The sequence below is a fragment of the Serratia sp. 22278 genome, assembly GCF_052045405.1.
Classification (GTDB): Bacteria; Pseudomonadota; Gammaproteobacteria; order Enterobacterales; family Enterobacteriaceae; genus Serratia; species Serratia marcescens.
On sequence record NZ_JBQEOW010000001.1, the window covers coordinates 732,692 to 754,778 of the forward strand.

Below are 22,087 nucleotides of genomic sequence, written 5' to 3' on the forward strand. Positions count from 1 at the left end.
CCTATGGCGCTTACTAAAGCTGAAATGTCAGAACACCTGTTTGAGAAGCTTGGGCTTAGCAAACGGGACGCCAAAGACCTGGTGGAACTGTTCTTTGAAGAGGTCCGTCGGGCCCTTGAGAATGGCGAACAGGTAAAACTGTCGGGTTTTGGCAACTTTGATCTGCGTGACAAGAACCAACGTCCGGGGCGTAACCCGAAGACCGGCGAAGACATTCCGATTACGGCGCGCCGCGTGGTGACCTTCCGTCCGGGGCAGAAGCTGAAAAGCCGGGTAGAAAACGCCAGCCCGAAAGGGTGAGTGACGTGACATCAAAAAAGGCCGCTTGCGCGGCCTTTTTCTTTTCTGAGACAAAATTCAGTTTATTCCTAATCGATAAGACAAGACGTCATTGAGCCGTTAAGTTGGCACGGCGAAAATCATCTCCCTTAATTGCAGAATATTCTCATATCTTATTTCGTATAATGCGTGGCTTTTATTTCCCGCTTCAATAACGGCCGTAATAATGGCCAGGGCCGTCGCCGCGATGGCCGCCGCCCCCGTGCGGGCCCCAGCAGCAGGCGCTAAGGGTTGAGGCGAGGGCGACCACGGCCAGCAGCATACCGATACGTTTAATCATCTTATTATCCTCCGGTGGGGATCCGTTTAATTATCATTGTCGTGCCGCTTAAGCGATGTCAGTTATTCGTTAAGCCTTGGCAGAGGCAATAATAATTAAAGGCGGCGGCAAACAGTGTCGGGATTGTGTAAGGCCGTCGAAAACGATCTGAAAATAGGCGCCGGTGAGATAGTCGCTAAATAAGCGCACTGATATAACCACTGCAGCAAGAAAAATAGAGTGAGAAGGCAAAATGAAAAAGATCCTGTTGCTGGTGTGTTTCCCGCTGTTGCTGCCGCTGGCGGCACAGGCCGATGTCTCCGTCGATATCAACGTGCCGGGCGTTTCCCTGCATTTGGGGGATCAGGACCGCCGTGGCTATTACTGGGATGGCTACGACTGGCGTCCCCCGCAGTGGTGGCATGCGCACCAGGGCCGCGGCCTGGGTGAGCGCAATGCGCGCGGTATGTACTGGGACGGCGGACGCTGGCAACCTTCGCCGCCGCGTGGCTATGCGCATCGTGAACCGGAACACAGCGGCAATCCATTCCACGGCGATCGCGATAGTCGCGACCACGACCGCCGTCATGACGATCGCGGTGACCATGACCGCCGCGATGACGGCCGCGGCCAACCTTATCCGCCGGGCAACGCCGGCCCGCATCGTTAATCCCTGAGTTTATCGGCGGCTGGTTTTGCCATCATTGCTGCGATGACGGGCAAGGCCAGCCGCTGCTTTCCTGAGCCACGATCCACGCAAGACTTCCCCTTGCGGCGTTAACCCCCTAATATTCGACTCAAACGTCAATTATCCGGCCACGACAGCGGCCGGCAGGGAACCGCCGCGCCATGCCAACCAGCCGTACCTTCACCTTACTGTTGCAACATCAACGCTACCGCGATAAACGCCAGCTCGGTCTGTTGGCGCTGGGCGTGGCGGTGGCGTTGCTGGTCAGCCTTTGCGCCGGCGACCAATGGATATGGCCGTCAGCGTGGTTCAGCGATCGAGCGCAACTGTTCGTTTGGCAACTGCGTTTGCCGCGCGCGCTGGCGGTGATGCTGGTCGGCGCCGCCCTGGCGGTGGCGGGCGCGGTGATGCAGGCGCTGTTTGAAAATCCTCTGGCGGAGCCCGGTCTGCTGGGCGTCGCTAACGGCGCCGGCGTAGCGTTGGTGCTGACGGTGTTGTTGGGGCACGGTTTGTTGCCGGTGGCGCTGATGAGCGCCGCCGCGATAGCCGGTGCGCTGGCGATGACCTTCTTGCTGCTGGGTTTCGCTCGCCGGCGACGTCTGACCAATGCAAGGCTGTTGCTGGTCGGCGTGGCGCTGGGCATCGTGTGCAGCGCGCTGATGACCTGGGCGGTCTATTTCAGCACCAGCCTCGATCTACGGCAGCTGATGTACTGGATGATGGGCGGTTTCGGCGGCGTCGACTGGCGCCAAAAGTGGCTGGTGCTGGCGCTGCTGCCGGTGTTGCTGTGGCTGTGTGGCCAGGGCCGAGCGCTCAATCTGATGGCGCTGGGCGAGGTGCAGGCGCGCCAGCTCGGGCTGTCGCTGCATTTGTGGCGTAACCTGCTGGTGCTGGCGATCGGCTGGCTGGTTGGCGTCAGCGTGGCGCTCGCCGGGGTGATCGGCTTCGTTGGGCTGGTGATCCCGCATATTTTGCGGCTCACTGGCCTGACAGACCAGCGTTATCTGCTGCCGGCCTGCGCGCTGGCGGGGGCCGGGGTGTTGCTGGTGGCCGATGTGATCGCTCGCGTTGCGCTGCTGGCGGCCGAGCTGCCGATCGGCGTGGTGACCGCCACGCTGGGGGCGCCGCTATTTATCTGGTTACTGACCCGGACAAAAGGCGTAAGGTAGTTTTCTTCATTCACCTGCCATTAAAAAACCAAAGGATGACAACCGATGAGCAAGCCAATCGACAACCTGCCGTTACAAACCATCGAAAATCAGACGACCACGCTGGGTGCCTATCAGGGCAAGGTGCTGCTGGTGGTCAACGTGGCCTCGGAGTGCGGCCTGACCAAGCAGTACGAAGGGCTGGAAGCGCTGTACGAAACCTATCGCGAACGAGGGCTGGAAGTCTTGGGGTTCCCGTCCAATGAATTCCTGGGCCAGGAGCCGGGCAGCAACGAAGAGATCCTGGCGTTTTGTCGCGGAACCTTCGGCGTGCAATTCCCCATGTTTGCCAAGATTGAGGTGAACGGCGAACACCGTCATCCGCTGTATCAAGCGTTGATTGCCGCACAGCCGGAGGCTGTCGCGCCGGAAGGCAGCGAGTTCCTGGCGCGGATGACCAGCAAGGGGCGTGCGCCGAAGCACCCCGGCGACATTCTGTGGAACTTCGAGAAATTCCTTATCGCGCGCGACGGCACGGTGATCCAGCGCTTCTCGCCTGACACCACACCTGAGGATCCGGCGCTGGTGGCGGCGGTGAAACAAGCGCTGGCAGGATAATACGGATGCTGCAACTCGTTGAGGTTGGGGTGGCGGGGCGCCTGGCGCCTTTTTCGGCACAGATTGACGGCGGGTTGCAGGTTCACCTGATCGGCCCAAATGGCGCAGGGAAGAGTACCCTGCTGGCGCGGGTGGCGGGCATGCTGCCGGGGCTGGGCGAAGTCTGCCTGGACGGACGCGCGTTAGCCGATTATCCGGGGAGCGAGCTGGCGCGCCGACGCGGTTATCTCAGCCAGCAACAGCCGCCGGTGTCGCTGATGCCGGTGTTTCAGTATTTGGCGTTGCACCGGCCTGCCGGCGCGGCGCAAACCGAAGTGGAGCACTCCATCCTCTATCTGTGCCAGCGGTTGAAGCTGGTGGATAAACTGTCACGCATGCTGACACAGCTTTCCGGTGGCGAATGGCAACGGGTGCGGCTGGCGGCGGTATTGCTGCAGGTATGGCCCAGCGTCAACCCGCACAGCCGATTGTTGCTGCTGGATGAACCGACCAATAGCCTGGATGTGGCGCAAAAGGTCGCGCTGGATCGCCTGCTGCGCGAATTCTGCCAAAGCGGGCGAAGCGCGCTGGTGTGCGCGCACGATCTGAATCATACCCTGCAGCAGGCCGATCGGGTTTGGTTGTTGCACGCAGGGCAGTTGGTCGCGCAGGGCATCACCCGTGAGGTGATGGCACCCGCACTGTTGTCGCAGATCTATGAAGTGGATTTCCACCTGCAATGGGTGGGGAACCAGCGTTGGATCATGACCCGCACGGCTTAATTCGTCCCGCGGCATAAATGTAAACGAAAACTAAACATAGTGAATATAAATAGCCGGGTAATCATCGGCTATTATTGTTCTGCCTCTCATTTTTTCGTGAGTTTTCTTGAAAAACGCCAATGACGTGCTACGCTTGATTCGGCAAAAATAAAATAAGTAAATAATTATTAATAAATATAATTACTTGATTTACATAATAAACTTAAATTAATGATGACGGCGCCTATCCATCAGTTCTCCTACTGATGACAATCCTCGTCTTAAGGTTTAGTTAAGCTTGCGGCCTTACATTGGCAGTTAATCCACGGAAACGATTCTTCTCTGGCGTTTAATATTCGTTAAACGAAAGGGATTTACAGTGTCATCAAAAGCAGTTCGATACGTTTGGGGTTAACTATGGATCAATTTTTGCCTTTCTCTCGTCCGGCCATCGGCGACGAAGAAATCGCCGCGGTAGAGAAAGTGCTGCGTTCCGGCTGGATCACCACCGGGCCGCAAAACCAGCAACTGGAAAATGACTTCTGTTCCACTTTCGGCTGTAAGCACGCCATCGCCGTCAGTTCCGCCACGGCGGGCATGCACATCACGCTGATGGCGCTGGGCATTGGCCCCGGCGACGAAGTCATCACCCCTTCGCAAACCTGGGTTTCCACCCTCAACATGATTGAGTTGCTGGGCGCCACGCCGGTGATGATCGACGTTGACCGTGATACGCTGATGGTCAGCGCCGCCGATGTCGAGGCTGCCATCACCCCCAATACCAAAGCGATTGTTCCAGTGCATTATGCCGGTGCTCCCCTGCAGATGGATGCGCTGCGCGCCGTGGCCGAACGCTACCGCTTACCGCTGATCGAAGACGCCGCCCATGCGGTCGGCACGCGCTACAACGGCGAATGGGTCGGCGCGCGCGGCACGGCGATTTTCTCTTTCCATGCGATTAAAAACGTGACCTGCGCCGAAGGCGGCCTGATAGCCACCGATGACGATGCGCTGGCGGATCGCCTGCGTTGTCTGAAGTTCCATGGTCTGGCCGTCGATGCCTTCGATCGCCAGCAGCTAGGCCGCAAACCGCAGGCCGAAGTGGTGGAGCCGGGTTACAAGTACAACCTGTCCGACATTCACGCGGCGATCGCCGTGGTGCAGCTGTCACGCTTCGCTGAGCTGAACGCACGGCGTAAGGCGCTGGCACAGCGCTACCTGAGCGCGTTGGAAGGCTCGCCGTTCCAACCGTTGGGCGTGCCGGATTATCCGCATGACCACGCCTGGCACCTGTTCATGGTCCGCGTCGATCCGGCGCGTTGCGGCATCGATCGCGACCAGCTGATGGAGCGCCTGAAAGAGGTTGGCGTCGGCACCGGGCTGCATTTCCGCGCCGCGCACACCCAGAAATTCTACCGTGAGCGTTATCCACAGCTTTCTTTGCCGAATACCGAATGGAACTCGGCGCGGCTGTGCACCTTACCGCTATTCCCTGACATGACCGACGCCGACGTGGATCGCGTGGTCAATGCCTTGTCTTCTGTTGTGGAGTCTTTACGTGTCTCGCGTTGAACCGATTAAAAAAGTGTCGGTAGTCATCCCGGTATACAACGAGCAGGAAAGCCTGCCGGCGTTGCTGGAGCGTACTACTGCCGCCTGTAAGCAGTTATCTCAACCTTATGAAATCATCCTCGTCGACGATGGCAGCAGCGACAACTCCGCTGACATGCTGACCGCGGCGGCGGAAAAGCCGGACAGCCACGTGATCGCCGTTTTGCTGAACCGCAACTACGGCCAGCACTCGGCGATCATGGCCGGTTTCAACCAGGTGACCGGCGATCTGGTGATTACGCTGGACGCCGATCTGCAGAACCCGCCGGAGGAGATCCCTCGTTTGGTCAGCGTGGCGGAAGAGGGCTATGACGTGGTGGGCACCGTGCGCGCCAACCGTCAGGACTCCTGGTTCCGCAAAAGCGCCTCGCGCGTGATCAACATGATGATTCAACGCGCCACCGGCAAGTCGATGGGGGACTACGGCTGCATGCTGCGCGCCTACCGTCGTCATATCGTTGAGGCGATGCTGCACTGCCATGAGCGCAGCACCTTTATCCCGATTCTGGCGAACACCTTCGCCCGCCGCACGACCGAGATCGACGTGCGTCACGCCGAACGCGAGTTTGGCGACTCCAAGTACAGCCTGATGAAGCTGATCAACCTGATGTATGACCTGATCACCTGCCTGACCACCACACCGCTGCGTTTGCTCAGCGTGGTCGGCAGCATTGTGGCGCTGTCCGGATTTGTGCTGGCGCTGGTGCTGATTGCACTGCGTCTGCTGCTCGGCCCTGAATGGGCCGCCGGCGGCGTGTTCACCCTTTTCGCCGTCCTGTTCACCTTTATCGGCGCCCAGTTTGTCGGCATGGGGCTGTTGGGTGAATACATCGGCCGCATCTATACCGACGTGCGTGCGCGTCCTCGCTATTTTGTTCAGAAAGTGGTCGGTGCACAGCATGACCACAATACTCAGGAAGAAGAATGATGAAAGCTATTGTATTTGCTTACCATGATATTGGCTGCGCAGGTCTGAAAGCGCTGACTGAGGCGGGTTATGACGTGCAGGCCGTGTTCACGCACACCGACGACCCTGGTGAGAACAACTTCTTCTCCTCTGTGGCCCGTTTGGGCGCCGAATTGGATCTGCCGGTCTATGCGCCGGAAGACGTAAATCACCCGCTGTGGGTTGACCGCATTCGCGCACTGCAGCCGGACGTGATCTTCTCGTTCTATTACCGTCACATGCTGAGCGACGAGATCTTGTCGCTGGCGCCGCAGGGCGGTTTCAACCTGCACGGCTCGCTGCTGCCGCGTTACCGCGGCCGCGCGCCGGTGAACTGGGCGCTGGTGAATGGCGAAACCGAAACCGGCGCCACGCTGCATAAAATGGTGAAACGCCCGGACGCCGGCGACATCGTCGGTCAGCAGAAAGTGACCATCGCAGACAACGACACCGCGCTGACGCTGCACAAAAAAGTGCTGGAAGCCGCGCAGGTCGTGTTGAAAGAGCAACTGCCGAAACTGAAGAACGGCACCGCCACCTTCACCCGGCAGGATGAGTCTCAGGCCAGCTACTTCGGCCGTCGCACCGCGGCGGACGGCGAGATCCTGTGGCACAAATCCGCTAAAGAGATCAATAACCTGGTGCGCGCAGTCACGGAGCCGTACCCGGGCGCGTTCAGCTACCTCGGCCAGCGCAAACTGATTGTCTGGCGCTCTCGCGTGCTGGACACCCAACACGATAAACAGCCGGGCACCGTGCTGAGCACCTCGCCGCTGGTCATCGCCTGTGGCGAAGGCGCGCTGGAGATCGTCGCCGGTCAGAACGACAGCGGTCTGTACGTGCAGGGCAGCCGCCTGGCGCAGGAAATGGGCATCGTCACCGACGTGCGTTTGGCCGCCAAGCCGAACGCCGTAATGAAACGCCGCACCCGCGTGCTGATCCTCGGGGTTAACGGCTTCATCGGCAACCACCTGACCGAGCGCCTGCTACGCGACGACCGCTACGACATCTACGGTCTTGATATCGGTTCTGACGCCATCAGCCGCTTCCTCGACAACCCGCGTTTCCACTTTGTGGAAGGCGACATCAGCATCCACTCCGAGTGGATCGAGTATCACATCAAGAAATGCGACGTGGTGCTGCCGCTGGTGGCGATCGCGACGCCGATCGAATACACCCGTAACCCGCTGCGCGTGTTCGAGCTGGACTTCGAAGAGAACCTGAAGATCGTTCGCGACTGCGTGAAATACAACAAGCGCATCATCTTCCCGTCCACCTCAGAAGTGTATGGCATGTGCGACGACAAAGAGTTCGACGAAGACCATTCGCGTCTGATCGTCGGGCCAATCAACAAGCAGCGCTGGATCTATTCGGTCTCCAAACAGCTGCTGGATCGGGTGATCTGGGCTTACGGCGCCAAAGAAGGCCTGAAGTTCACGCTGTTCCGTCCGTTCAACTGGATGGGGCCGCGTCTGGATAACCTGGACGCTGCGCGCATCGGTTCTTCCCGCGCCATCACTCAGCTGATCCTCAATCTGGTGGAAGGTTCGCCGATCAAACTGATGGACGGCGGCGCGCAGAAACGTTGCTTCACTGACATCAACGACGGCATCGAAGCGCTGTTCCGCATCATCGAGAACCGCGACGGCCTGTGCGACGGCCAGATTGTCAACATCGGCAACCCGACCAACGAAGCGAGCATTCGCGAGCTGGCGGAAATGCTGCTGGAAAGCTTCAACAACCACCCGTTGCGCGACCGCTTCCCGCCGTTTGCCGGCTTCAAGGACGTAGAGAGCAGCAGCTACTACGGCAAAGGTTACCAGGACGTCGAGCACCGCACGCCGAGCATCAAAAACGCTCACCGTCTGCTGGGCTGGCAGCCGACCATCGAGATGAAGCAAACCGTCGCCGATACGCTGGACTACTTCCTGCGCACTACCGTTCAGGAAGGGAACGGTGCATGAAGAAAGTCGGTCTGCGGGTTGATGTAGATACCTTCAGCGGCACCCGTGAAGGGGTGCCGCAGTTGCTGGACCTGTTCGAAAAGTACGACATTCAGGCCAGCTTCTTCTTCAGCGTGGGACCGGACAACATGGGGCGCCATCTTTGGCGCCTTTTGCGTCCGAAATTTCTGTGGAAAATGCTGCGTTCGAACGCCGCCTCGCTGTACGGCCTGGATATTCTGCTGGCCGGCACCGCCTGGCCGGGGCGCAATATTTCGCGCGCGTTGGGGCCGCTGATGAAGCGCACCGCCGAAGCCGGCCATGAAGTCGGGCTGCACGCCTGGGATCACCAGGGCTGGCAGGCCAAGGTCGGCAAGTGGAGCGAGGCGCAGCTGACCGAGCAGGTGCAGCGGGGCGTCGACGCCCTGAGCGCCTGCACCGGCCAGCCGGTGAAATGCTCCGCCGTGGCGGGCTGGCGCGCCGATACGCGCGTGCTGGAGGTCAAGCAGCGCTTCGGCTTCCATTACAACAGCGATTGCCGCGGCACCCATCCGTTTCGTCCGGTGCTGAGCGATGGGCGTCACGGTACGGTGCAGATCCCGGTCACGTTGCCGACCTTTGACGAAGTGATCGGCAGCGAAGTCAGCATGGCCGACTTCAACGACTACATTCTGCGCGCTATCGAGAACGATCGCGGCGTGCCGGTGTACACCATTCACACCGAAGTGGAAGGCATGTCGCAAGCGGCGATGTTCGAACAGTTATTGCAACGCGCACAGCGGCAGGGCATCGAATTCTGTCCGCTGAGCGCGCTGTTACCGCAAGATTTGGCGTCACTGCCGTTGGGCCGCATCAAGCGCGCTCCTTTCCCCGGCCGCGAAGGTTGGCTGGGCTGTCAAACCGATGTGAAGGACGTTACATGAAGGCGCTAAAAGGATCCTGGGCCATTCTGCTGGCCGTTTTTTTTGCTCTGGTTTACCTGATCCCGCTTAACGGCCGCCTGCTGTGGCAGCCGGATGAAACGCGTTATGCCGAGATCAGCCGTGAAATGCTGCAACGCGGCGATTGGGTGGTGCCGCATCTGCTGGGGCTGCGTTATTTCGAGAAGCCGGTAGCGGGTTACTGGTTCAATAACATCAGCCAGTGGCTGTTTGGCGAAAACAACTTTGCGGTGCGCTTCGGCTCGGTGTTCAGCACCGGCATGACCGCATTGCTGGTGTTCGCGCTGGCGATGCTGATGTGGCGCAATGCGCGCCGCGCCAGCCTGGCGATGTTGATGTTCCTGTCGATGGTGCTGGTGTTCAGCATCGGCACTTACAGCGTGTTGGATCCGATGATTTCGCTGTGGCTGGCGGCGGCGATGGTCAGCTATTACCTGACGCTGCAGGCCTCCTCGGTCAAGGGCAAGCTGGGCGCTTACGCATTGCTGGGCTTGGCCTGTGGCATGGGCTTTATGACCAAGGGCTTCCTGGCGCTGGCGGTGCCGGTGATCGCGGTGATCCCGATCGTCATTCAGCAACGCCGCATCAAGGATCTGCTGTGCTATGGCCCGGTGGCGATCGTGACCGCTACGCTGCTCAGCCTGCCGTGGGCGCTGGCTATCGCGCAACGCGAACCCGATTTCTGGAATTATTTCTTCTGGGTCGAGCATATTCAGCGTTTCGCCGAAGATAATGCTCAACACAAAGCGCCGTTCTGGTATTACCTGCCGGTTCTGCTGGCGGCGGTGCTGCCTTGGCTGGCGCTGCTGCCCGGCGCGCTGCTCAAAGGTTGGCGCGAGCGCGTACAGCGTCCGGAGCTGTTCTTCCTGCTGAGCTGGGCGCTGATGCCGCTGATCTTCTTCAGCATCGCCAAAGGCAAGCTGCCGACCTACATTCTGCCGTGCATGGCGCCGCTGGCGCTGCTGATGACCGCCTATGCGGAAGACTATGCCGCCACGCTGCGCGCCAAGCTGTTCAAGGCCAATGCCTGGTTGAACGGCCTGTTCGGGCTGATTGGCATCGTGGTGCTGGTGGTGTTGAGCTCCGGTCTGCTGCCGAAAGCGCATCTGTTTACTCCCCAGGAGTGGCCGAAAGTGGTGCTCGGCCTGATCGCCTTCGGCGGCTGGCTGCTGTTCGCATTGGTTTCTGCGCGCGATAACGGCCGCCAATGGCGCTGGGCGGCGGCTTGCCCGGTGCTGCTGTGCCTGGTGATCGGTTACGCCATTCCGCAACAGGTGACCGATTCCAAACTGCCGCAAAACTTCGCCCGCGCCACGATGGCCGAACTGAGCGACAGCCGCTATGTGTTGAGCGACAGCGTCGGATTGGCGGCCGGTCTGGCCTGGGAACTGAAGCGCAGCGACGTGCTGATGTACAGCCAGAAAGGCGAGGTGGCCTATGGTCTTGAGTACCCGGACGCCAAGGGGCACCTGATCAGCGATGCCGACTTCCCGCAGTGGCTGGCGCAGGCGCGCAAGCAGGGCAATGTGTCGCTGGTGTTGCAGCTGTCCCGTGATGAAGCGCTGCCGCAGGAGCTGCCGGTCGCAGACAAGGTGGATCGTATGAACCGCCTGGTGCTGATGTGGTATAAACAGCAACCATGATCGGTTTTTTGTTGGTGATAGTGGTCAGCCTGCTCACCTGTGGTGGGCAGCTGTGCCAGAAACAGGCGGCGCACTGCTGGGAACGGGCAGACGAGGCGCGGCTGAAACAGACGCTGCGCTGGTTGGCGCTGGCGGTGTTGCTGTTGGGGCTGGGCATGGCGGTGTGGCTCAATGTGTTGCAACGCCTGCCGCTCAGCCTGGCTTACCCGATGCTCAGTCTGAACTTCGTGATGGTGACGCTGGCGGCGCGCTGGCTGTTTCATGAGCCGACGACCGTTCGCCACTGGTGCGGCGTGGCGTCGATTATGCTGGGGATCCTGCTGATGAGCGTGCATTCATGAAGGGCTATGCCTGGGGCGCCGCCAGCGTACTGCTGGTGACGCTGGCGCAGTTGCTGATGAAGTGGGGCATGGTGCAGATCCCGCTGATGTCGTTCGCCGACGTCTCGTTGGCGCTGATCGGCGACAACGGGTTGCCGCTGCTGGCGGTGGGCGGCGGCATCTTCGGTTATGCGCTGTCGATGCTGTGTTGGTTCTTTGCGCTGCGCCATCTGCCGTTAAACCGCGCTTATCCTCTGCTGAGCGTCAGCTATGCGCTGGTTTACCTGGCGGCGGTGATCCTGCCGTGGTTTAACGAGTCCGCTACGCTGCTGAAAACGTTGGGCACGCTGTTTATTCTGTTCGGCGTCTGGCTGATTAACAGCAAACCCGAGACAAAATCGCCGGAATAGCGCCAAAACCGGCGATCCCGCCATTATCTCCCTTATGGCGCTTGCCTTTTTCATCGTGCGGGAGATAAATTAACGCCAAATGGCGCTCTCCTTACGTGATGCCGGCTTTGCCTCGCAGGCGGTGGTGTACCGGATGGCATAATGCGGCGACGTGTTCAATGAAGGGATATTATGCGGATGCGTGTGTGGTTTTTATTAGCCAGTTTGATCCTCGCCGGGTGTAGCAGCCATGCGCCGCCGCCCAGCGGCCGCCTGGCGGACTCTATCGTGGTGGTGGCCCAGCTCAACGAACAGTTGCGCCAGTGGTACGGCACGCCATACCGTTACGGTGGTCTGGATCGCGGCGGCGTAGATTGTTCCGGCTTTGTTTACCGCACGTTCCGCGATCGTTTCGACATGCAACTGCCGCGTTCGACCGAAGAACAGACCTCCCTGGGCACCAAGGTTTCACGTGATGAGCTGATGCCGGGCGATCTGGTGTTTTTCAAAACCGGCGGCGGTGAGAACGGCCTGCACGTCGGCATTTACGATACCAACGACCAATTTATCCACGCGTCGACCAGCCGCGGGGTGATCCGCTCCTCGCTCGATAACGTCTACTGGAAGCGGGTGTACTGGCAGGCGCGACGCATTTAGCCTTAACCCGTTGATTTGGTGTATCATGGCGGCATCTCGTGTTTTGAACGGTGCCTGCCATGAACAGCCTGCGTTTACTGATCTCCGACTCCTACGATCCCTGGTTCAACCTGGCGGTGGAAGAGTGCATCTTCCGCGAAATGACCACGCAAAAGATTCTCTTCCTGTGGCGCAATGCCGAAACGGTGGTGATTGGCCAGTCGCAAAACCCTTGGAAAGAGTGCAATACCCGGCGTATGGAGCAGGACGGCATTCGGTTGGCGCGGCGCAGCAGCGGCGGCGGGGCGGTATTTCACGATCTGGGCAATACCTGCTTCACCTTTATGGCCGGCAAACCGGGCTACGACAAGAGTGTCTCGACCGACATCATTCTGCAAGCGCTGCGGCAGTTGGGCGTCACAGCCGGCGCGTCGGGGCGCAACGATCTGGTGATGGAAACCGCCGACGGGCCGCGAAAAATATCCGGATCGGCCTATCGAGAAACGCAGGATCGCGGTTTCCACCATGGCACGCTGCTGCTGAATGCCGATCTGGAACGGCTGGCGGACTACCTCAATCCGGATCCCAAAAAACTGCAGGCCAAGGGCATCACCTCGGTGCGTTCGCGCGTCGCCAATCTGGCGGAGTTTTTGCCGGGCATCAGCCATGAGCTGGTGTGTGAGGCGATCGTTCAGGCCTTCTTCGCCCACTATGGCGAGACGGCCGAGCCGGAGATCATTTCGCCGGATGTATTCCCCGAACTGCCCGATTTTGCCGCGCAGTTCGCCAAACAGAGCAGCTGGGAATGGAATTTTGGCAAGGCGCCGGCGTTCAGCCACTTGCTCAACGAGCGCTTTGTCTGGGGCGGCGTAGACCTGTTCTTCGATGTGGAGAAGGGGGCGATCGTTCGCGCGCAGGTATTCACCGACAGCCTGAATCCCGCCCCGCTGCAGCGGTTGGCGGAAATGCTGGTGGGCTGCGCGTATCGAAGCGAGCCCGTTGCCGCTTGCTGTGACCGACTGATGGCGGACTATCCTCAGCAGGCGGCCGAATTAGCCGAGCTGCGGCAATGGCTGAGCGAAACGATCCGCTAGCGCGCGCAGGCCAGGTGATGAAGGGATGAGCGTGCTCATCCCTTTTTTTATTGCTGAAATCGACGTTTTGCATGGCGGTAGCGCAGATTTTCTGAAAATCAAGGTGGGCATTTTTTTACGTTTTCAATGCCGCGAATAACGGGCGGAATTGATGCGTTATTAAATTTAATCAGTCGTCGTTAACGGCAGGAAAAATTGGCGTTAAGGAGGAAAGATTATTTTACTTTATTTAGGATTTTTCTTAAATAAAACAAAGGAGATAAGTCAAATTTAGCCATAAATCCATTCAACTTAAGTCAAATACCATTTTGCATAACGCGTTTGGCGCCCGCCATGGCATAAGTCAGGCTGCTTTTCTTTGCGCCTTGCACGATTGTCGTATAGCTTTAATCTATCAATTAAATGATATTTCATGGGTATTTACATTGATATTTCCGATTAATCCCAGAGGGATTGATCGATAAAATATATTGATATACGATGATACGCTAGCCATTCATCCTGTGGCATTAAAATGAACATCCAACTCGAAGCTGACTTTATTAGTAGCTATGTTTTTCAACCTGTTTACTCAATGGAGGGCGGGCTGTTGGCGGTGGAAATGTTGAGCCGTTTCAACAGTCTAGATGGTGATTTAGCCATGCCGGCCGAAATTGGGATTAATTTATTGGCGCCTGAACAAAGGATTGAGTTATTTAATGAGCAACTGAAACTTGCGGAGCAGCATGCGGCTTGGTTTACCGGTAACAACGTGCAGTTGACCATCAATATCGAAGAAACCATCGTTGAGCTTATTCTTTCCGATTCGGCGTTGTGCCAAAGGATCGGGCAATATCCTTTTATTGCATTTGAAATCAGTGAGAGTTTTCCGAATCTTTCGGCCGGCAAGAACAACCCGAGCGTGCGGCGATTAAGCGAAATGTTTACGCTGTGGCTCGATGATTTCGGTTCCGGTAAGGCCACGTTGACTGCGTTGTACGACGGTTTGTTTGACTACGTAAAGATAGACAAACGTTTTTACTGGCAGCTGTTTACCCATCAGGGGTATGACGTGGTCATTGACTCGTTGTTAAAGAATATCAACCTGTTATGTAAAGGCGTGATCGTCGGAGGAATAGAGAAAAAAGAGTATTTTAATAAACTCAGATACGCCGGTGTTTTAGGCCTGCAAGGTTTTTTATGGCCCAGCGTTGGTGTGGATAATCTGCAGGCTTTGCTGACGATGCCCAGCGAGTTCAATAATTAAGAAGTGATATAAAAAACTACACCCTATGAGGTCAATAATGCGCGGAGTGAGGTTACCGTGATCCCGCCGTCGTTATTCACCTCGTTTTGGGCTGATAACCGCGTTTGTCCGCCAGCGTTAAACCGCGTTCCCCCCGCCAAGCGGAAGCGCCAAACTCCCTGCATCCGTCCTGACGGCAGGCGGATGCGTTCTCCCTGCATTCCTTCGGTGTTAATCCGCCCGTTCACGCTCTACACTACGCTGAAACGGAGGGCCTATGCCGCAGTTCGATAACGCTTACTACCAACAGTTACCTGGTTTCTACACCGCTCTGAATCCAACGCCGCTTAAGGATGCGCGCCTGCTGTACCATAGCGAGCCGCTGGCGCGTGAACTGGGGCTGGATGAAAGCTGGTTTGCTCAGGATAAAACCCCGATTTGGGCGGGAGAAACGCTGCTGCCGGGCATGCAGCCGCTGGCGCAGGTGTACAGTGGCCACCAGTTCGGCGTGTGGGCCGGGCAACTGGGAGATGGCCGCGGCATTTTGCTGGGCGAACAGCGCCTGGCGGACGGCAGCCACCGCGACTGGCACCTGAAGGGCGCCGGGCTGACGCCGTATTCGCGCATGGGTGATGGCCGCGCGGTGCTGCGTTCGGTGATCCGCGAGTTTCTGGCCTCTGAGGCGCTGCACCATCTGGGGATCCCCACCACCCGAGCGTTGACCATCGTCACCAGCCAACAACCGGTATATCGCGAGCAGCCGGAACGCGGCGCCATGCTGATGCGGGTGGCGGAAAGCCATGTGCGCTTCGGCCACTTCGAACACTTTTATTACCGTAAACAGCCGGAGCAAGTGCGGCAACTGGCGGATTTCGTCATCGCCCATCACTGGCCACAGCTGCAGGATCAGGCTGAGCGTTACCTGCTGTGGTTTACCGACGTGGTCGAACGCACGGCGCGTTTGATCGCCCATTGGCAAACCGTCGGTTTCGCCCACGGCGTGATGAACACCGACAATATGTCGATTCTCGGCATCACCATCGATTACGGCCCTTATGGCTTCCTGGACGACTACCAGCCCGGCTATATCTGCAACCACTCCGATCACCAGGGGCGTTATGCCTTCGACAATCAGCCGGCGGTGGCGCTGTGGAACCTGCATCGCCTGGCGCAAACCCTGTCGGGGCTGATGACCACCGAGCAGCTGCAGCAGGCGCTGGCGGCGTATGAGCCGGCGCTGATGCGCGCCTACGGTGAACAGATGCGCGCCAAACTCGGCTTCTTCACGCCGACGGCGCAGGATAATGACGTGCTCACCGGTTTGTTGAGCCTGATGGCGCAGGAAGGGCGGGACTATACCCGCACGTTCCGCTTGTTGAGTGAGACCGAACAGCAGCAGGTGCAGTCGCCGTTGCGCGACGAGTTTATCGACCGTGCGGCGTTCGACGCCTGGTATCAGCAGTATCGTCAACGTTTGCAACAGGAACAGGTCAGCGATGCGGAACGGCAACGGGCGATGAAGGCGGTGAACCCGCGCCTGATCCTGCGCAACTATCTGGCGCAGCAGGCGATTGAGGACGCAGAGAAAGACGACGTGGGCCGTTTGCAGCGGTTGCATCAGGCTCTGCTGAGGCCGTTCGACGATGCGCCGGAGTATGACGATCTCGCCGCGCTGCCGCCGGACTGGGGCAAACATCTGGAGATTTCCTGTTCCAGCTGAGATGAAAAAGGGCGCCTCATGGCACCCTTGATGTTATTGACGTAGATAGACCTGCGGCAGCGACGCTTCGGGATGATGCACCACGCCGAGATCGGCCTGATACCAGCGGGTGAGAATGTCGGCCTGCAGCACTTCCTGCGGCGTGCCGCTCGCCACCAGGCGGCCCTGATGCAACAGCAGGATCCGATCGGCGTACAGCGCGGCCAGATTGAGATCGTGCAGCACGCAGCAGACGCCCAGCGGCTGTTGGCGCGTCAGCGAGCGCAGCAGGCGCAGGGTGTGCTGCTGGTGATACAGGTCCAGCGCCGAGGTCGGCTCGTCGAGGAACAGCCAGGCGGGGGACGGTTGCGGCTGCCACAGCTGCGCCAACACCCGCGCCAGCTGCACCCGTTGTTGTTCGCCGCCGGAAAGCTGACGGTAGTCGCGCTGCGCCAGCGCCAGGCAGTCGGTTTGTTCCATCACCTGTTGGAGCGCCTGATGCTCGTCGCGTTTGCCGTGCGGCGCTCGCCCCATGCTGACCACTTCTTCCACGCTGAAGGGAAACGCCAGATCGCTGTACTGGCGCATCACGGCCCGGACTTTGGCCAACTGCTGCGGCGCCCAGTGTTCCAGCGGGCGGTCGAGCAGCCGGCATTCGCCGCAGTCCGGCGTCAGATAGCCGGTCAGCAAGCGCAACAGCGTCGATTTTCCGGCGCCGTTAGGGCCGATAATCGCCACCATCTCACCGCTGGCGAGGCTGAGTGAAACGTCGTTGATCAGGCGGCGCGTACCGAGGCTGTAGCGCAGCTCTCGGGCCGTCAGGCAGGCGGCGTTATCCACCGGTTCGCTCCCGCTGGCGCATCACCAGCCACAAGAAGTAAGGACCGCCGATCAGGCTGGTCATCAACCCCACCGGCATTTCGGCCGGCGCCACCAGCGTGCGCGCCAGCGTATCGCTGACCAGCAACAGGCAGGCGCCGCCCAGCGCGGAGCAGGGCAGCAGCCAGCGGTGATCGCCGCCGAGACGCATGCGCACCAGATGGGGCACCACCAGACCGACGAAACCGATCACGCCGCTCATCGCCACCGCCGCACCGATCAGCAGCGCGCTCAGCAACAGCAGCTGCAGCTTGGCGCGCTGGACGTTCACCCCGAGATAGTGGGCCTCTTCATCCCCCAACTGCAACAGGTTCAGCCGGCGCGCCTGCAGCAGCGTCAGCAGCGCCGTAGGCAGGATCAGCGAGGCCGAAACCGCCAGCGTCGGCCACTGCGACTGGCTGAGGCTGCCCATCATCCACAGCGAGAACTGGCGCAGCTGTTGATCGCTGCTGACGTAAGAGAGCACGCCGATGGCCGCCATGCACAGGGCGTTGATGGCGATGCCCGCCAGCAGCAGCCGCGACAGATTGCCGTGCCCGCTGCGGCTGATGCCGTAGATCAACAACGATACCAGCAGGCTGCCGAGGAACGCCGCCAGCATATGGCCGTACAGCGCGATCGTCACCGGCAACGCCAGCGGCATCACGATGAACAGGGCGACAAACAGCGCGCCGCCGCTGCTGATGCCCAGCAGGCTCGGATCCGCCAGCGGGTTGCGGAACAGCCCCTGCATCACCGCGCCGGACACCGCCAATGCGCAGCCGATCACTACCGCCAGCAGCACGCGCGGCAGACGAATGTTCAGCCAGATGTGCCAGGCGGCGTCGCTGAAGGGTTCGCGCCACAGGGTGCGAAACGACAGCGTCAGCGCGCCCAGGTTGGCGGCGACCAGCGCCAGCAGCGTCAGCAGCACCAGCAGACCGATGATGGCCAACTGAGGCGAGGTGCGACAGCGCATTACTTTTGCTCCGCCGCGTGGCGCAGCTTGGCCAGCGCCGCCGGCGTTTCCAGACCGAAACCCAGCAGCGCCATGTCATCGACGATCAGTACGCGACGCTGCTTGCCCGCCGGCGTCAACGCCAGGCCCGGCAGCGTCCACAGCTGCTGTTCGCCGCCGAGGGTGCGCACGCCGTCGGTGGTGACCAGCAACAGATCCGGCGCGCTGGCGATGACGCCTTCCTGCGACAGCGGACGGTAGCGGTCAAAGCCCTGCATGGCGTTTTTCAGTCCGGCGGCGGCGATCACCGCGTCGGCGGCGGTGTGTTGCCCGGCGGCCATCGGCGTAATGCCGCCGTGGCTCATCACAAACAGCACCTTGACCGGCAGCGGAGAGGTGTCGACCGCTGCCAGCTGCTGTTGATAGCGCTCGCTCAGCTGTTTGCCTTGCTCAACGCGTTGCAGCGCGGCGGCGATCGTAGCGATTTTCTGCGGCACCGCCTGCAGGGTGGTGTCACCCGGCACGCTGACCACTTTGACGCCGCTGTCCGCCAGCTGTTTGAGCACCAGCGCCGGTTGCGCCAGCTCGGTCGTCAGCACCAGCGTCGGTTTGAGCGCCAAAATGCCTTCGGCATTCAGCTGGCGCATGTAGCCGACGTCCGGCAGCGTTTTCACCGCCGCCGGGTGCAAGCTGGTGCTGTCACGGGCGATCACGTCGTCGCCGGCGCCGAGCGCGAAGGCGATTTCCGTCACGTCGCCGCCGATCGAGACGATGCGCGGCGCCGCCGCCGCGGTGAGCGGCAGCGCCAGCGTCATCATCAGCGCCAGGCGGCGGATCAAGGAAGATTTCATGCGGCGATGTCCTTGGCGGCGAGCGCGGCAACCTGCTCGCGCCACTGGGTTTGTTCCGGCTGGCCTTCGGTGCGTTGGCCATACAGCTGCGCGATCTGCGTGCCGTCGGCGGCGAACAGCTCCAGGCTGGTGACGATGCCGTCCTTGGTCGGTTTGCGGGTGATCCAGCTTTCGGCGATGGCGTCTTCGATCAGGTGCAGCGTGAAGCGGCGATTGAACACGTTGATCCAACCTTCCTGCGGCATCAAACGTTCGATCTGGCCGGTGAAGATCTGCACGCAGCCGCGGTTGCCGACGAATATCATGATCTCGTTTTGTTGCTGCTGCGCTGCTTCCAGCAGCTGCGACAGCGCGCTGTTGTCCACCTGATAGGCCAGATCGTCGCCGACGGCGCGGAACGCCTGCTGGCGCGTGAGTTTATTGCGGCTCAGCAGCTGGAAGAACTGGTGAACGTCAGTCATCGCGCGCCATTCAGCGTCGATTTTGGCATGATCTTGCGTTGTTTCATCAACGGTGTTCGCCTCGACGGGCTGCAGCGTCAGCGCCGGGTTTTCTTCGCTCAGATGGCGTTCCACCAGCGCCATCCAGGCCGGCAGATCGGTTTCCTCGGTGGTGTAGACCTTGTGCAGCGCATCGCCCTGTTGGTCGAAGAACTGGATGCTGTGGCGCACGCCGCGTTTGTTGGTTTCGCTCATGGCGAAAACGCTGGTCCAGTGGTTGAGGAACAGACGCAGATCCAGCTCGCGCGGGTTGAGGATCAGCCCGGCGTGGCCGTTAAGGTGCTGGTTGCGGTAGCGGCCCATCTGCTCATGCACCGCATAGCTGTTGCGGGTGATGGACTTGGTGACGCCGACCTGCTCAAGCTCGGTCAGCAGGGTGCGCGCGTCGGCCTGCAGGCGGCGGGCGTCGTGGCCGACGCGGGCGTGCGTCAGCTCCGCTTCGCTGACGCCAAGGATCGCCGCCAGATCGCGGGCGTATTTGCCGGGGTGATCGATTTTAGCCTGTTGGTAGCGTTCGTATAGGGTGTTGCTCATGCCGGATTCTCCTGCGCTGTAATGCGAACGGCGGACAATCGGGTTGTCCGCCAGATAGTCAAATGATTACCACTGGTAGCTGACCAGCAGTTTGGCGTTGCGGCCATCCTGCGGGATGCCCTGCGGCGAGTAATATTCTTTGTCGAAGGCGTTACCCAACACCACGGTGGTGGTCATGCCCTGCAGAAGGTCGCGTCCCTTGTAGCTCAGATAGAAGTCGTTGACGCCATAACCGGCTTGTTCGGCCGTGCCTGTCTCCACGCGCGTCGCGCGTTCGGCGAAGGTGGCGACCCAGCCGGCAGACAGACCGGTTTCGCCCAGCGGCACGTCCAGCGAGCTGGTGACGGTGTCCGGATTGATGCTGCTTAACCAGTCACCGGTCGCTTCATTTTTGCCACGGGTGCGGTTGTAAGCCAAATCCCAGCCGAACCAGGGGGTTTTATAGCTGAGCGTAGCGTCCCATCCCCAGATTTTGGCGCGATCGACATTGGTCGAGAAGGTGGTGCAACTGATGCAGTAAGGGCCGCGCGGACCGCGTCCCAGTTCCATCGTGACATCGGTGGTGATGTAGTCCTTGGCTTTGGTATCGAAATAGCTGGCTTTGAACTGCAGGCTATCATCGGCCAGCATCAAATCATCGAAACGCAGACCAAACCCGTACTCTTGAGTCTCGTTGGTTTCCGGCTTCAAATTCGGGTTAGGCACCCAATAGTTGGTGATGGTGGTTGGTCCCATTGGAATTGAGAAGTGCTTGGAGTCGTTGTACATCTCACCCATCGTTGGCGCGCGGAACGCCTGAGAATAGGAGCCGAACAGCATCAGCCAGTCGGTAGGCGTAATGCTGACTGCGCCGCGTGAGGACCATTTGTTCGCATCCACATCGGCATAGCCGTCGCTTGAGCCCTTGTAATTGTCATAGCGGGTGCCGGCGAGCAGGGTGACGGGCAGATCGCGCAGCGTGATTTCGTCCTGCAGCCAGCCTGAAGCGAAGTTGATTTTTGCGTGCGGGAAACTTTCGGTAGCGCCGCCCGGCGTTTGCTCCTGTTTGTAGGCCTCGGTGCCGTAGGTCAGCAGATGTGAAGCGAAAGTATCCGCAAACAGGCGCGTGCGGTTTTCAAGTTTGGCGCCTTTCGTGGTTTGTTTACGCGCTTCATCCTCGCTGCCATTGGCGTGAGCGTTAATTTTCACGTCTGAATAATACACTTTCGCTTCCGCATCCAGCCAATCCTGGCCGATCGGCTTCAGTTTGTAACTCAATGCCGCATCGCGTTGAATCGTCGAACGATCGGTCATTAAGTTTCCACTGGAGCTGGCTGGGGTTTGCGGGTTTTTCGGCTCCTGGGCGCTGTTGTTGTAGTAGCGCAGGTTGCCGCTTAGCGACTGGCTATCGTCGATCTTCCAGGTGCCTTTAGCCAGCACGTTGCTGATGGTTTCGTCGTTAGGCGCATCGAAGCCGTTGCCCTGACGAAGATCGCCGACGTCGCGGGTGCCGAACGACAGCAGGCCGTCGAGGTTATCGGTCTTGCCGTAGGCGCTGGCGCCCATGCCCAGGCTGTGGTCGCCGGTGCCGGCGGTGCCGTAGACGCGGAACCCGCTATCCTGGCCCGGCAGCAGCAGATCGGCGGCATCGACGGTCTCATAAGACACTACGCCACCCAACGCGCCGCTGCCGTACAGCAACGCGGAGGGGCCGCGCACGATTTCAATGCGTTTCACTAACGCAGGATCCAAAAAAGTGCCGTTAATATGGCCGGTATCGGTCCCCTGGCGGATGCCGTCAACTAACGTCAGCACGCCACGTCGGTCGTAACCGCGCATCATGAGATCCTGCCCATTGCTGCGCCCGGAACCCGTGACGGTAATGCCCGGCACGCGGCGCAGCATATCGGCGGCGGTGCCTGCAGTTTGACTTTCCGGCGAGTTGCCTTCGATGACCGTGACCATCATCGGCGCTTCAAAGCTGCTGCGTTGGTTGCCGGTGGCGACCACGGTCATGGTCTCGTCGGCGTTTTTGGCCACTGCCGCGTTGGAAGAAGTTGTTGTGCTGGTGTTTTGTGCCAAGGCCACCGTAGGCAGAGCGCAGGCAATCGCCAGACTCAACGCGGAAAAACGCAGCCGGGTGGAAAATGTCAGAGGCATGGTGCAAC

The 22,087-nt window shown here is 59.7% G+C and carries 22 protein-coding genes; 16 read left to right on the forward strand and 6 right to left on the reverse strand.

Annotation, left to right across the window (positions count from 1 at the left end; translation table 11 throughout):
• Window positions 1-3 precede the first annotated feature (3 nt).
• Entirely contained in the window at window positions 4-300 is a 297-nt protein-coding gene (gene ihfA, locus ACTJJ6_RS03695) for an integration host factor subunit alpha (protein WP_004931414.1), read from the forward strand.
• Between the two features lie 187 nt (window positions 301-487).
• Here the strand turns inward: ihfA and ACTJJ6_RS03700 are convergent, their stop codons facing one another.
• Window positions 488-619 carry a hypothetical protein gene (locus ACTJJ6_RS03700; RefSeq protein ID WP_016927963.1) on the reverse strand — a complete coding sequence of 44 codons (132 nt, stop codon included), beginning with the start codon at window positions 617-619 and terminating at the stop codon, window positions 488-490.
• 232 nt (window positions 620-851) lie between these two features.
• Between ACTJJ6_RS03700 and ACTJJ6_RS03705 the strand changes: the two genes are divergently transcribed.
• From ACTJJ6_RS03705 to ACTJJ6_RS03775, 15 genes are all read left to right on the forward strand, one after another.
• Window positions 852-1,268: a DUF2502 domain-containing protein gene (locus ACTJJ6_RS03705; protein ID WP_261459490.1), complete on the forward strand. Its 417-nt coding sequence runs from the start codon at window positions 852-854 to the stop codon at window positions 1,266-1,268.
• A 179-nt stretch (window positions 1,269-1,447) separates the two neighbouring features.
• Window positions 1,448-2,455, forward strand: coding sequence for a vitamin B12 ABC transporter permease BtuC (gene btuC / locus ACTJJ6_RS03710; protein WP_016927961.1), 1,008 nt, complete (start codon window positions 1,448-1,450; stop codon window positions 2,453-2,455).
• Window positions 2,456-2,500: 45 nt separating this feature from the next.
• The gene (locus ACTJJ6_RS03715) at window positions 2,501-3,052 is read left to right on the forward strand and encodes a glutathione peroxidase (RefSeq protein WP_004931411.1); all 552 of its coding nucleotides are present in this window, start codon (window positions 2,501-2,503) and stop codon (window positions 3,050-3,052) included.
• A 5-nt stretch (window positions 3,053-3,057) separates the two neighbouring features.
• The gene (gene btuD, locus ACTJJ6_RS03720) at window positions 3,058-3,813 is read left to right on the forward strand and encodes a vitamin B12 ABC transporter ATP-binding protein BtuD (RefSeq protein ID WP_049300235.1); all 756 of its coding nucleotides are present in this window, start codon (window positions 3,058-3,060) and stop codon (window positions 3,811-3,813) included.
• Between the two features lie 396 nt (window positions 3,814-4,209).
• Entirely contained in the window at window positions 4,210-5,364 is a 1,155-nt protein-coding gene (gene arnB / locus ACTJJ6_RS03725) for a UDP-4-amino-4-deoxy-L-arabinose aminotransferase (RefSeq protein WP_440802130.1), read from the forward strand.
• Window positions 5,351-6,331: an undecaprenyl-phosphate 4-deoxy-4-formamido-L-arabinose transferase gene (gene arnC, locus ACTJJ6_RS03730; protein ID WP_015377702.1), complete on the forward strand. Its 981-nt coding sequence runs from the start codon at window positions 5,351-5,353 to the stop codon at window positions 6,329-6,331. Before arnB ends, arnC begins: the two co-directional genes overlap by 14 nt.
• Window positions 6,331-8,313 carry a bifunctional UDP-4-amino-4-deoxy-L-arabinose formyltransferase/UDP-glucuronic acid oxidase ArnA gene (gene arnA, locus ACTJJ6_RS03735; protein ID WP_033641428.1) on the forward strand — a complete coding sequence of 661 codons (1,983 nt, stop codon included), beginning with the start codon at window positions 6,331-6,333 and terminating at the stop codon, window positions 8,311-8,313. The genes arnC and arnA overlap by 1 nt, the downstream gene beginning before the upstream one ends.
• Complete coding sequence (gene arnD / locus ACTJJ6_RS03740) at window positions 8,310-9,215, forward strand: 4-deoxy-4-formamido-L-arabinose-phosphoundecaprenol deformylase (protein ID WP_016927957.1); 906 nt, start codon at window positions 8,310-8,312, stop codon at window positions 9,213-9,215. The genes arnA and arnD overlap by 4 nt, the downstream gene beginning before the upstream one ends.
• Complete coding sequence (arnT, locus tag ACTJJ6_RS03745; RefSeq protein ID WP_193842729.1) at window positions 9,212-10,876, forward strand: lipid IV(A) 4-amino-4-deoxy-L-arabinosyltransferase; 1,665 nt, start codon at window positions 9,212-9,214, stop codon at window positions 10,874-10,876. Before arnD ends, arnT begins: the two co-directional genes overlap by 4 nt.
• Entirely contained in the window at window positions 10,873-11,217 is a 345-nt protein-coding gene (gene arnE / locus ACTJJ6_RS03750; RefSeq protein WP_004931404.1) for a 4-amino-4-deoxy-L-arabinose-phosphoundecaprenol flippase subunit ArnE, read from the forward strand. Before arnT ends, arnE begins: the two co-directional genes overlap by 4 nt.
• Window positions 11,214-11,606: a 4-amino-4-deoxy-L-arabinose-phosphoundecaprenol flippase subunit ArnF gene (gene arnF / locus ACTJJ6_RS03755; RefSeq protein WP_016927955.1), complete on the forward strand. Its 393-nt coding sequence runs from the start codon at window positions 11,214-11,216 to the stop codon at window positions 11,604-11,606. The genes arnE and arnF overlap by 4 nt, the downstream gene beginning before the upstream one ends.
• 171 nt (window positions 11,607-11,777) lie before the next feature.
• Window positions 11,778-12,242, forward strand: a complete 465-nt coding sequence (locus ACTJJ6_RS03760) for an NlpC/P60 family protein (RefSeq protein ID WP_016927954.1) — start codon at window positions 11,778-11,780, stop codon at window positions 12,240-12,242.
• 59 nt (window positions 12,243-12,301) lie between these two features.
• Window positions 12,302-13,315, forward strand: a complete 1,014-nt coding sequence (locus tag ACTJJ6_RS03765; protein WP_033640505.1) for a lipoate--protein ligase A — start codon at window positions 12,302-12,304, stop codon at window positions 13,313-13,315.
• Window positions 13,316-13,829: 514 nt separating this feature from the next.
• Window positions 13,830-14,561, forward strand: a complete 732-nt coding sequence (locus ACTJJ6_RS03770) for an EAL domain-containing protein (RefSeq protein ID WP_048323176.1) — start codon at window positions 13,830-13,832, stop codon at window positions 14,559-14,561.
• Window positions 14,562-14,817: 256 nt separating this feature from the next.
• Window positions 14,818-16,260, forward strand: a complete 1,443-nt coding sequence (locus tag ACTJJ6_RS03775) for a protein adenylyltransferase SelO (protein ID WP_049300237.1) — start codon at window positions 14,818-14,820, stop codon at window positions 16,258-16,260.
• Window positions 16,261-16,293: 33 nt separating this feature from the next.
• Here ACTJJ6_RS03775 and ACTJJ6_RS03780 read toward each other — a convergent pair whose 3' ends face one another.
• From ACTJJ6_RS03780 to ACTJJ6_RS03800, 5 genes are all read right to left on the reverse strand, one after another.
• Window positions 16,294-17,079, reverse strand: coding sequence for a heme ABC transporter ATP-binding protein (locus tag ACTJJ6_RS03780; protein WP_016927949.1), 786 nt, complete (start codon window positions 17,077-17,079; stop codon window positions 16,294-16,296).
• Window positions 17,072-18,076 (reverse strand): FecCD family ABC transporter permease, encoded by a 1,005-nt coding sequence (locus ACTJJ6_RS03785; protein ID WP_016927948.1) that lies wholly within the window; start codon window positions 18,074-18,076, stop codon window positions 17,072-17,074. Before ACTJJ6_RS03785 ends, ACTJJ6_RS03780 begins: the two co-directional genes overlap by 8 nt.
• Complete coding sequence (locus ACTJJ6_RS03790; protein ID WP_049300238.1) at window positions 18,076-18,906, reverse strand: heme/hemin ABC transporter substrate-binding protein; 831 nt, start codon at window positions 18,904-18,906, stop codon at window positions 18,076-18,078. Before ACTJJ6_RS03790 ends, ACTJJ6_RS03785 begins: the two co-directional genes overlap by 1 nt.
• Window positions 18,903-19,940, reverse strand: coding sequence for a hemin-degrading factor (locus ACTJJ6_RS03795; protein ID WP_049300239.1), 1,038 nt, complete (start codon window positions 19,938-19,940; stop codon window positions 18,903-18,905). Before ACTJJ6_RS03795 ends, ACTJJ6_RS03790 begins: the two co-directional genes overlap by 4 nt.
• 66 nt (window positions 19,941-20,006) lie before the next feature.
• Window positions 20,007-22,079 carry a TonB-dependent hemoglobin/transferrin/lactoferrin family receptor gene (locus tag ACTJJ6_RS03800; RefSeq protein ID WP_440802137.1) on the reverse strand — a complete coding sequence of 691 codons (2,073 nt, stop codon included), beginning with the start codon at window positions 22,077-22,079 and terminating at the stop codon, window positions 20,007-20,009.
• Window positions 22,080-22,087 lie beyond the last annotated feature (8 nt).

Excerpts from the sequence above, each read along its gene's own strand:
- ACTJJ6_RS03790 (WP_049300238.1), bottom strand. The coding sequence starts at position 18,906 with ATGAAATCTTCCTTGATCCGCCGCCTGGCGCTGATGATGACGCTGGCG.
- ACTJJ6_RS03775 (WP_049300237.1), top strand. The coding sequence starts at position 14,818 with ATGCCGCAGTTCGATAACGCTTACTACCAACAGTTACCTGGTTTCTAC.
- ACTJJ6_RS03795 (WP_049300239.1), bottom strand. The coding sequence starts at position 19,940 with ATGAGCAACACCCTATACGAACGCTACCAACAGGCTAAAATCGATCAC.
- ACTJJ6_RS03705 (WP_261459490.1), top strand. The coding sequence starts at position 852 with ATGAAAAAGATCCTGTTGCTGGTGTGTTTCCCGCTGTTGCTGCCGCTG.
- ACTJJ6_RS03715 (WP_004931411.1), top strand. The coding sequence starts at position 2,501 with ATGAGCAAGCCAATCGACAACCTGCCGTTACAAACCATCGAAAATCAG.
- arnT (WP_193842729.1), top strand. The coding sequence starts at position 9,212 with ATGAAGGCGCTAAAAGGATCCTGGGCCATTCTGCTGGCCGTTTTTTTT.
- ACTJJ6_RS03765 (WP_033640505.1), top strand. The coding sequence starts at position 12,302 with ATGAACAGCCTGCGTTTACTGATCTCCGACTCCTACGATCCCTGGTTC.
- btuC (WP_016927961.1), top strand. The coding sequence starts at position 1,448 with ATGCCAACCAGCCGTACCTTCACCTTACTGTTGCAACATCAACGCTAC.
- arnA (WP_033641428.1), top strand. The coding sequence starts at position 6,331 with ATGAAAGCTATTGTATTTGCTTACCATGATATTGGCTGCGCAGGTCTG.
- ACTJJ6_RS03700 (WP_016927963.1), bottom strand. The coding sequence starts at position 619 with ATGATTAAACGTATCGGTATGCTGCTGGCCGTGGTCGCCCTCGCCTCA.
- ACTJJ6_RS03785 (WP_016927948.1), bottom strand. The coding sequence starts at position 18,076 with ATGCGCTGTCGCACCTCGCCTCAGTTGGCCATCATCGGTCTGCTGGTG.
- ACTJJ6_RS03770 (WP_048323176.1), top strand. The coding sequence starts at position 13,830 with ATGAACATCCAACTCGAAGCTGACTTTATTAGTAGCTATGTTTTTCAA.
- arnF (WP_016927955.1), top strand. The coding sequence starts at position 11,214 with ATGAAGGGCTATGCCTGGGGCGCCGCCAGCGTACTGCTGGTGACGCTG.
- btuD (WP_049300235.1), top strand. The coding sequence starts at position 3,058 with ATGCTGCAACTCGTTGAGGTTGGGGTGGCGGGGCGCCTGGCGCCTTTT.
- ihfA (WP_004931414.1), top strand. The coding sequence starts at position 4 with ATGGCGCTTACTAAAGCTGAAATGTCAGAACACCTGTTTGAGAAGCTT.
- arnB (WP_440802130.1), top strand. The coding sequence starts at position 4,210 with ATGGATCAATTTTTGCCTTTCTCTCGTCCGGCCATCGGCGACGAAGAA.
- ACTJJ6_RS03800 (WP_440802137.1), bottom strand. The coding sequence starts at position 22,079 with ATGCCTCTGACATTTTCCACCCGGCTGCGTTTTTCCGCGTTGAGTCTG.
- arnD (WP_016927957.1), top strand. The coding sequence starts at position 8,310 with ATGAAGAAAGTCGGTCTGCGGGTTGATGTAGATACCTTCAGCGGCACC.
- arnE (WP_004931404.1), top strand. The coding sequence starts at position 10,873 with ATGATCGGTTTTTTGTTGGTGATAGTGGTCAGCCTGCTCACCTGTGGT.
- ACTJJ6_RS03760 (WP_016927954.1), top strand. The coding sequence starts at position 11,778 with ATGCGGATGCGTGTGTGGTTTTTATTAGCCAGTTTGATCCTCGCCGGG.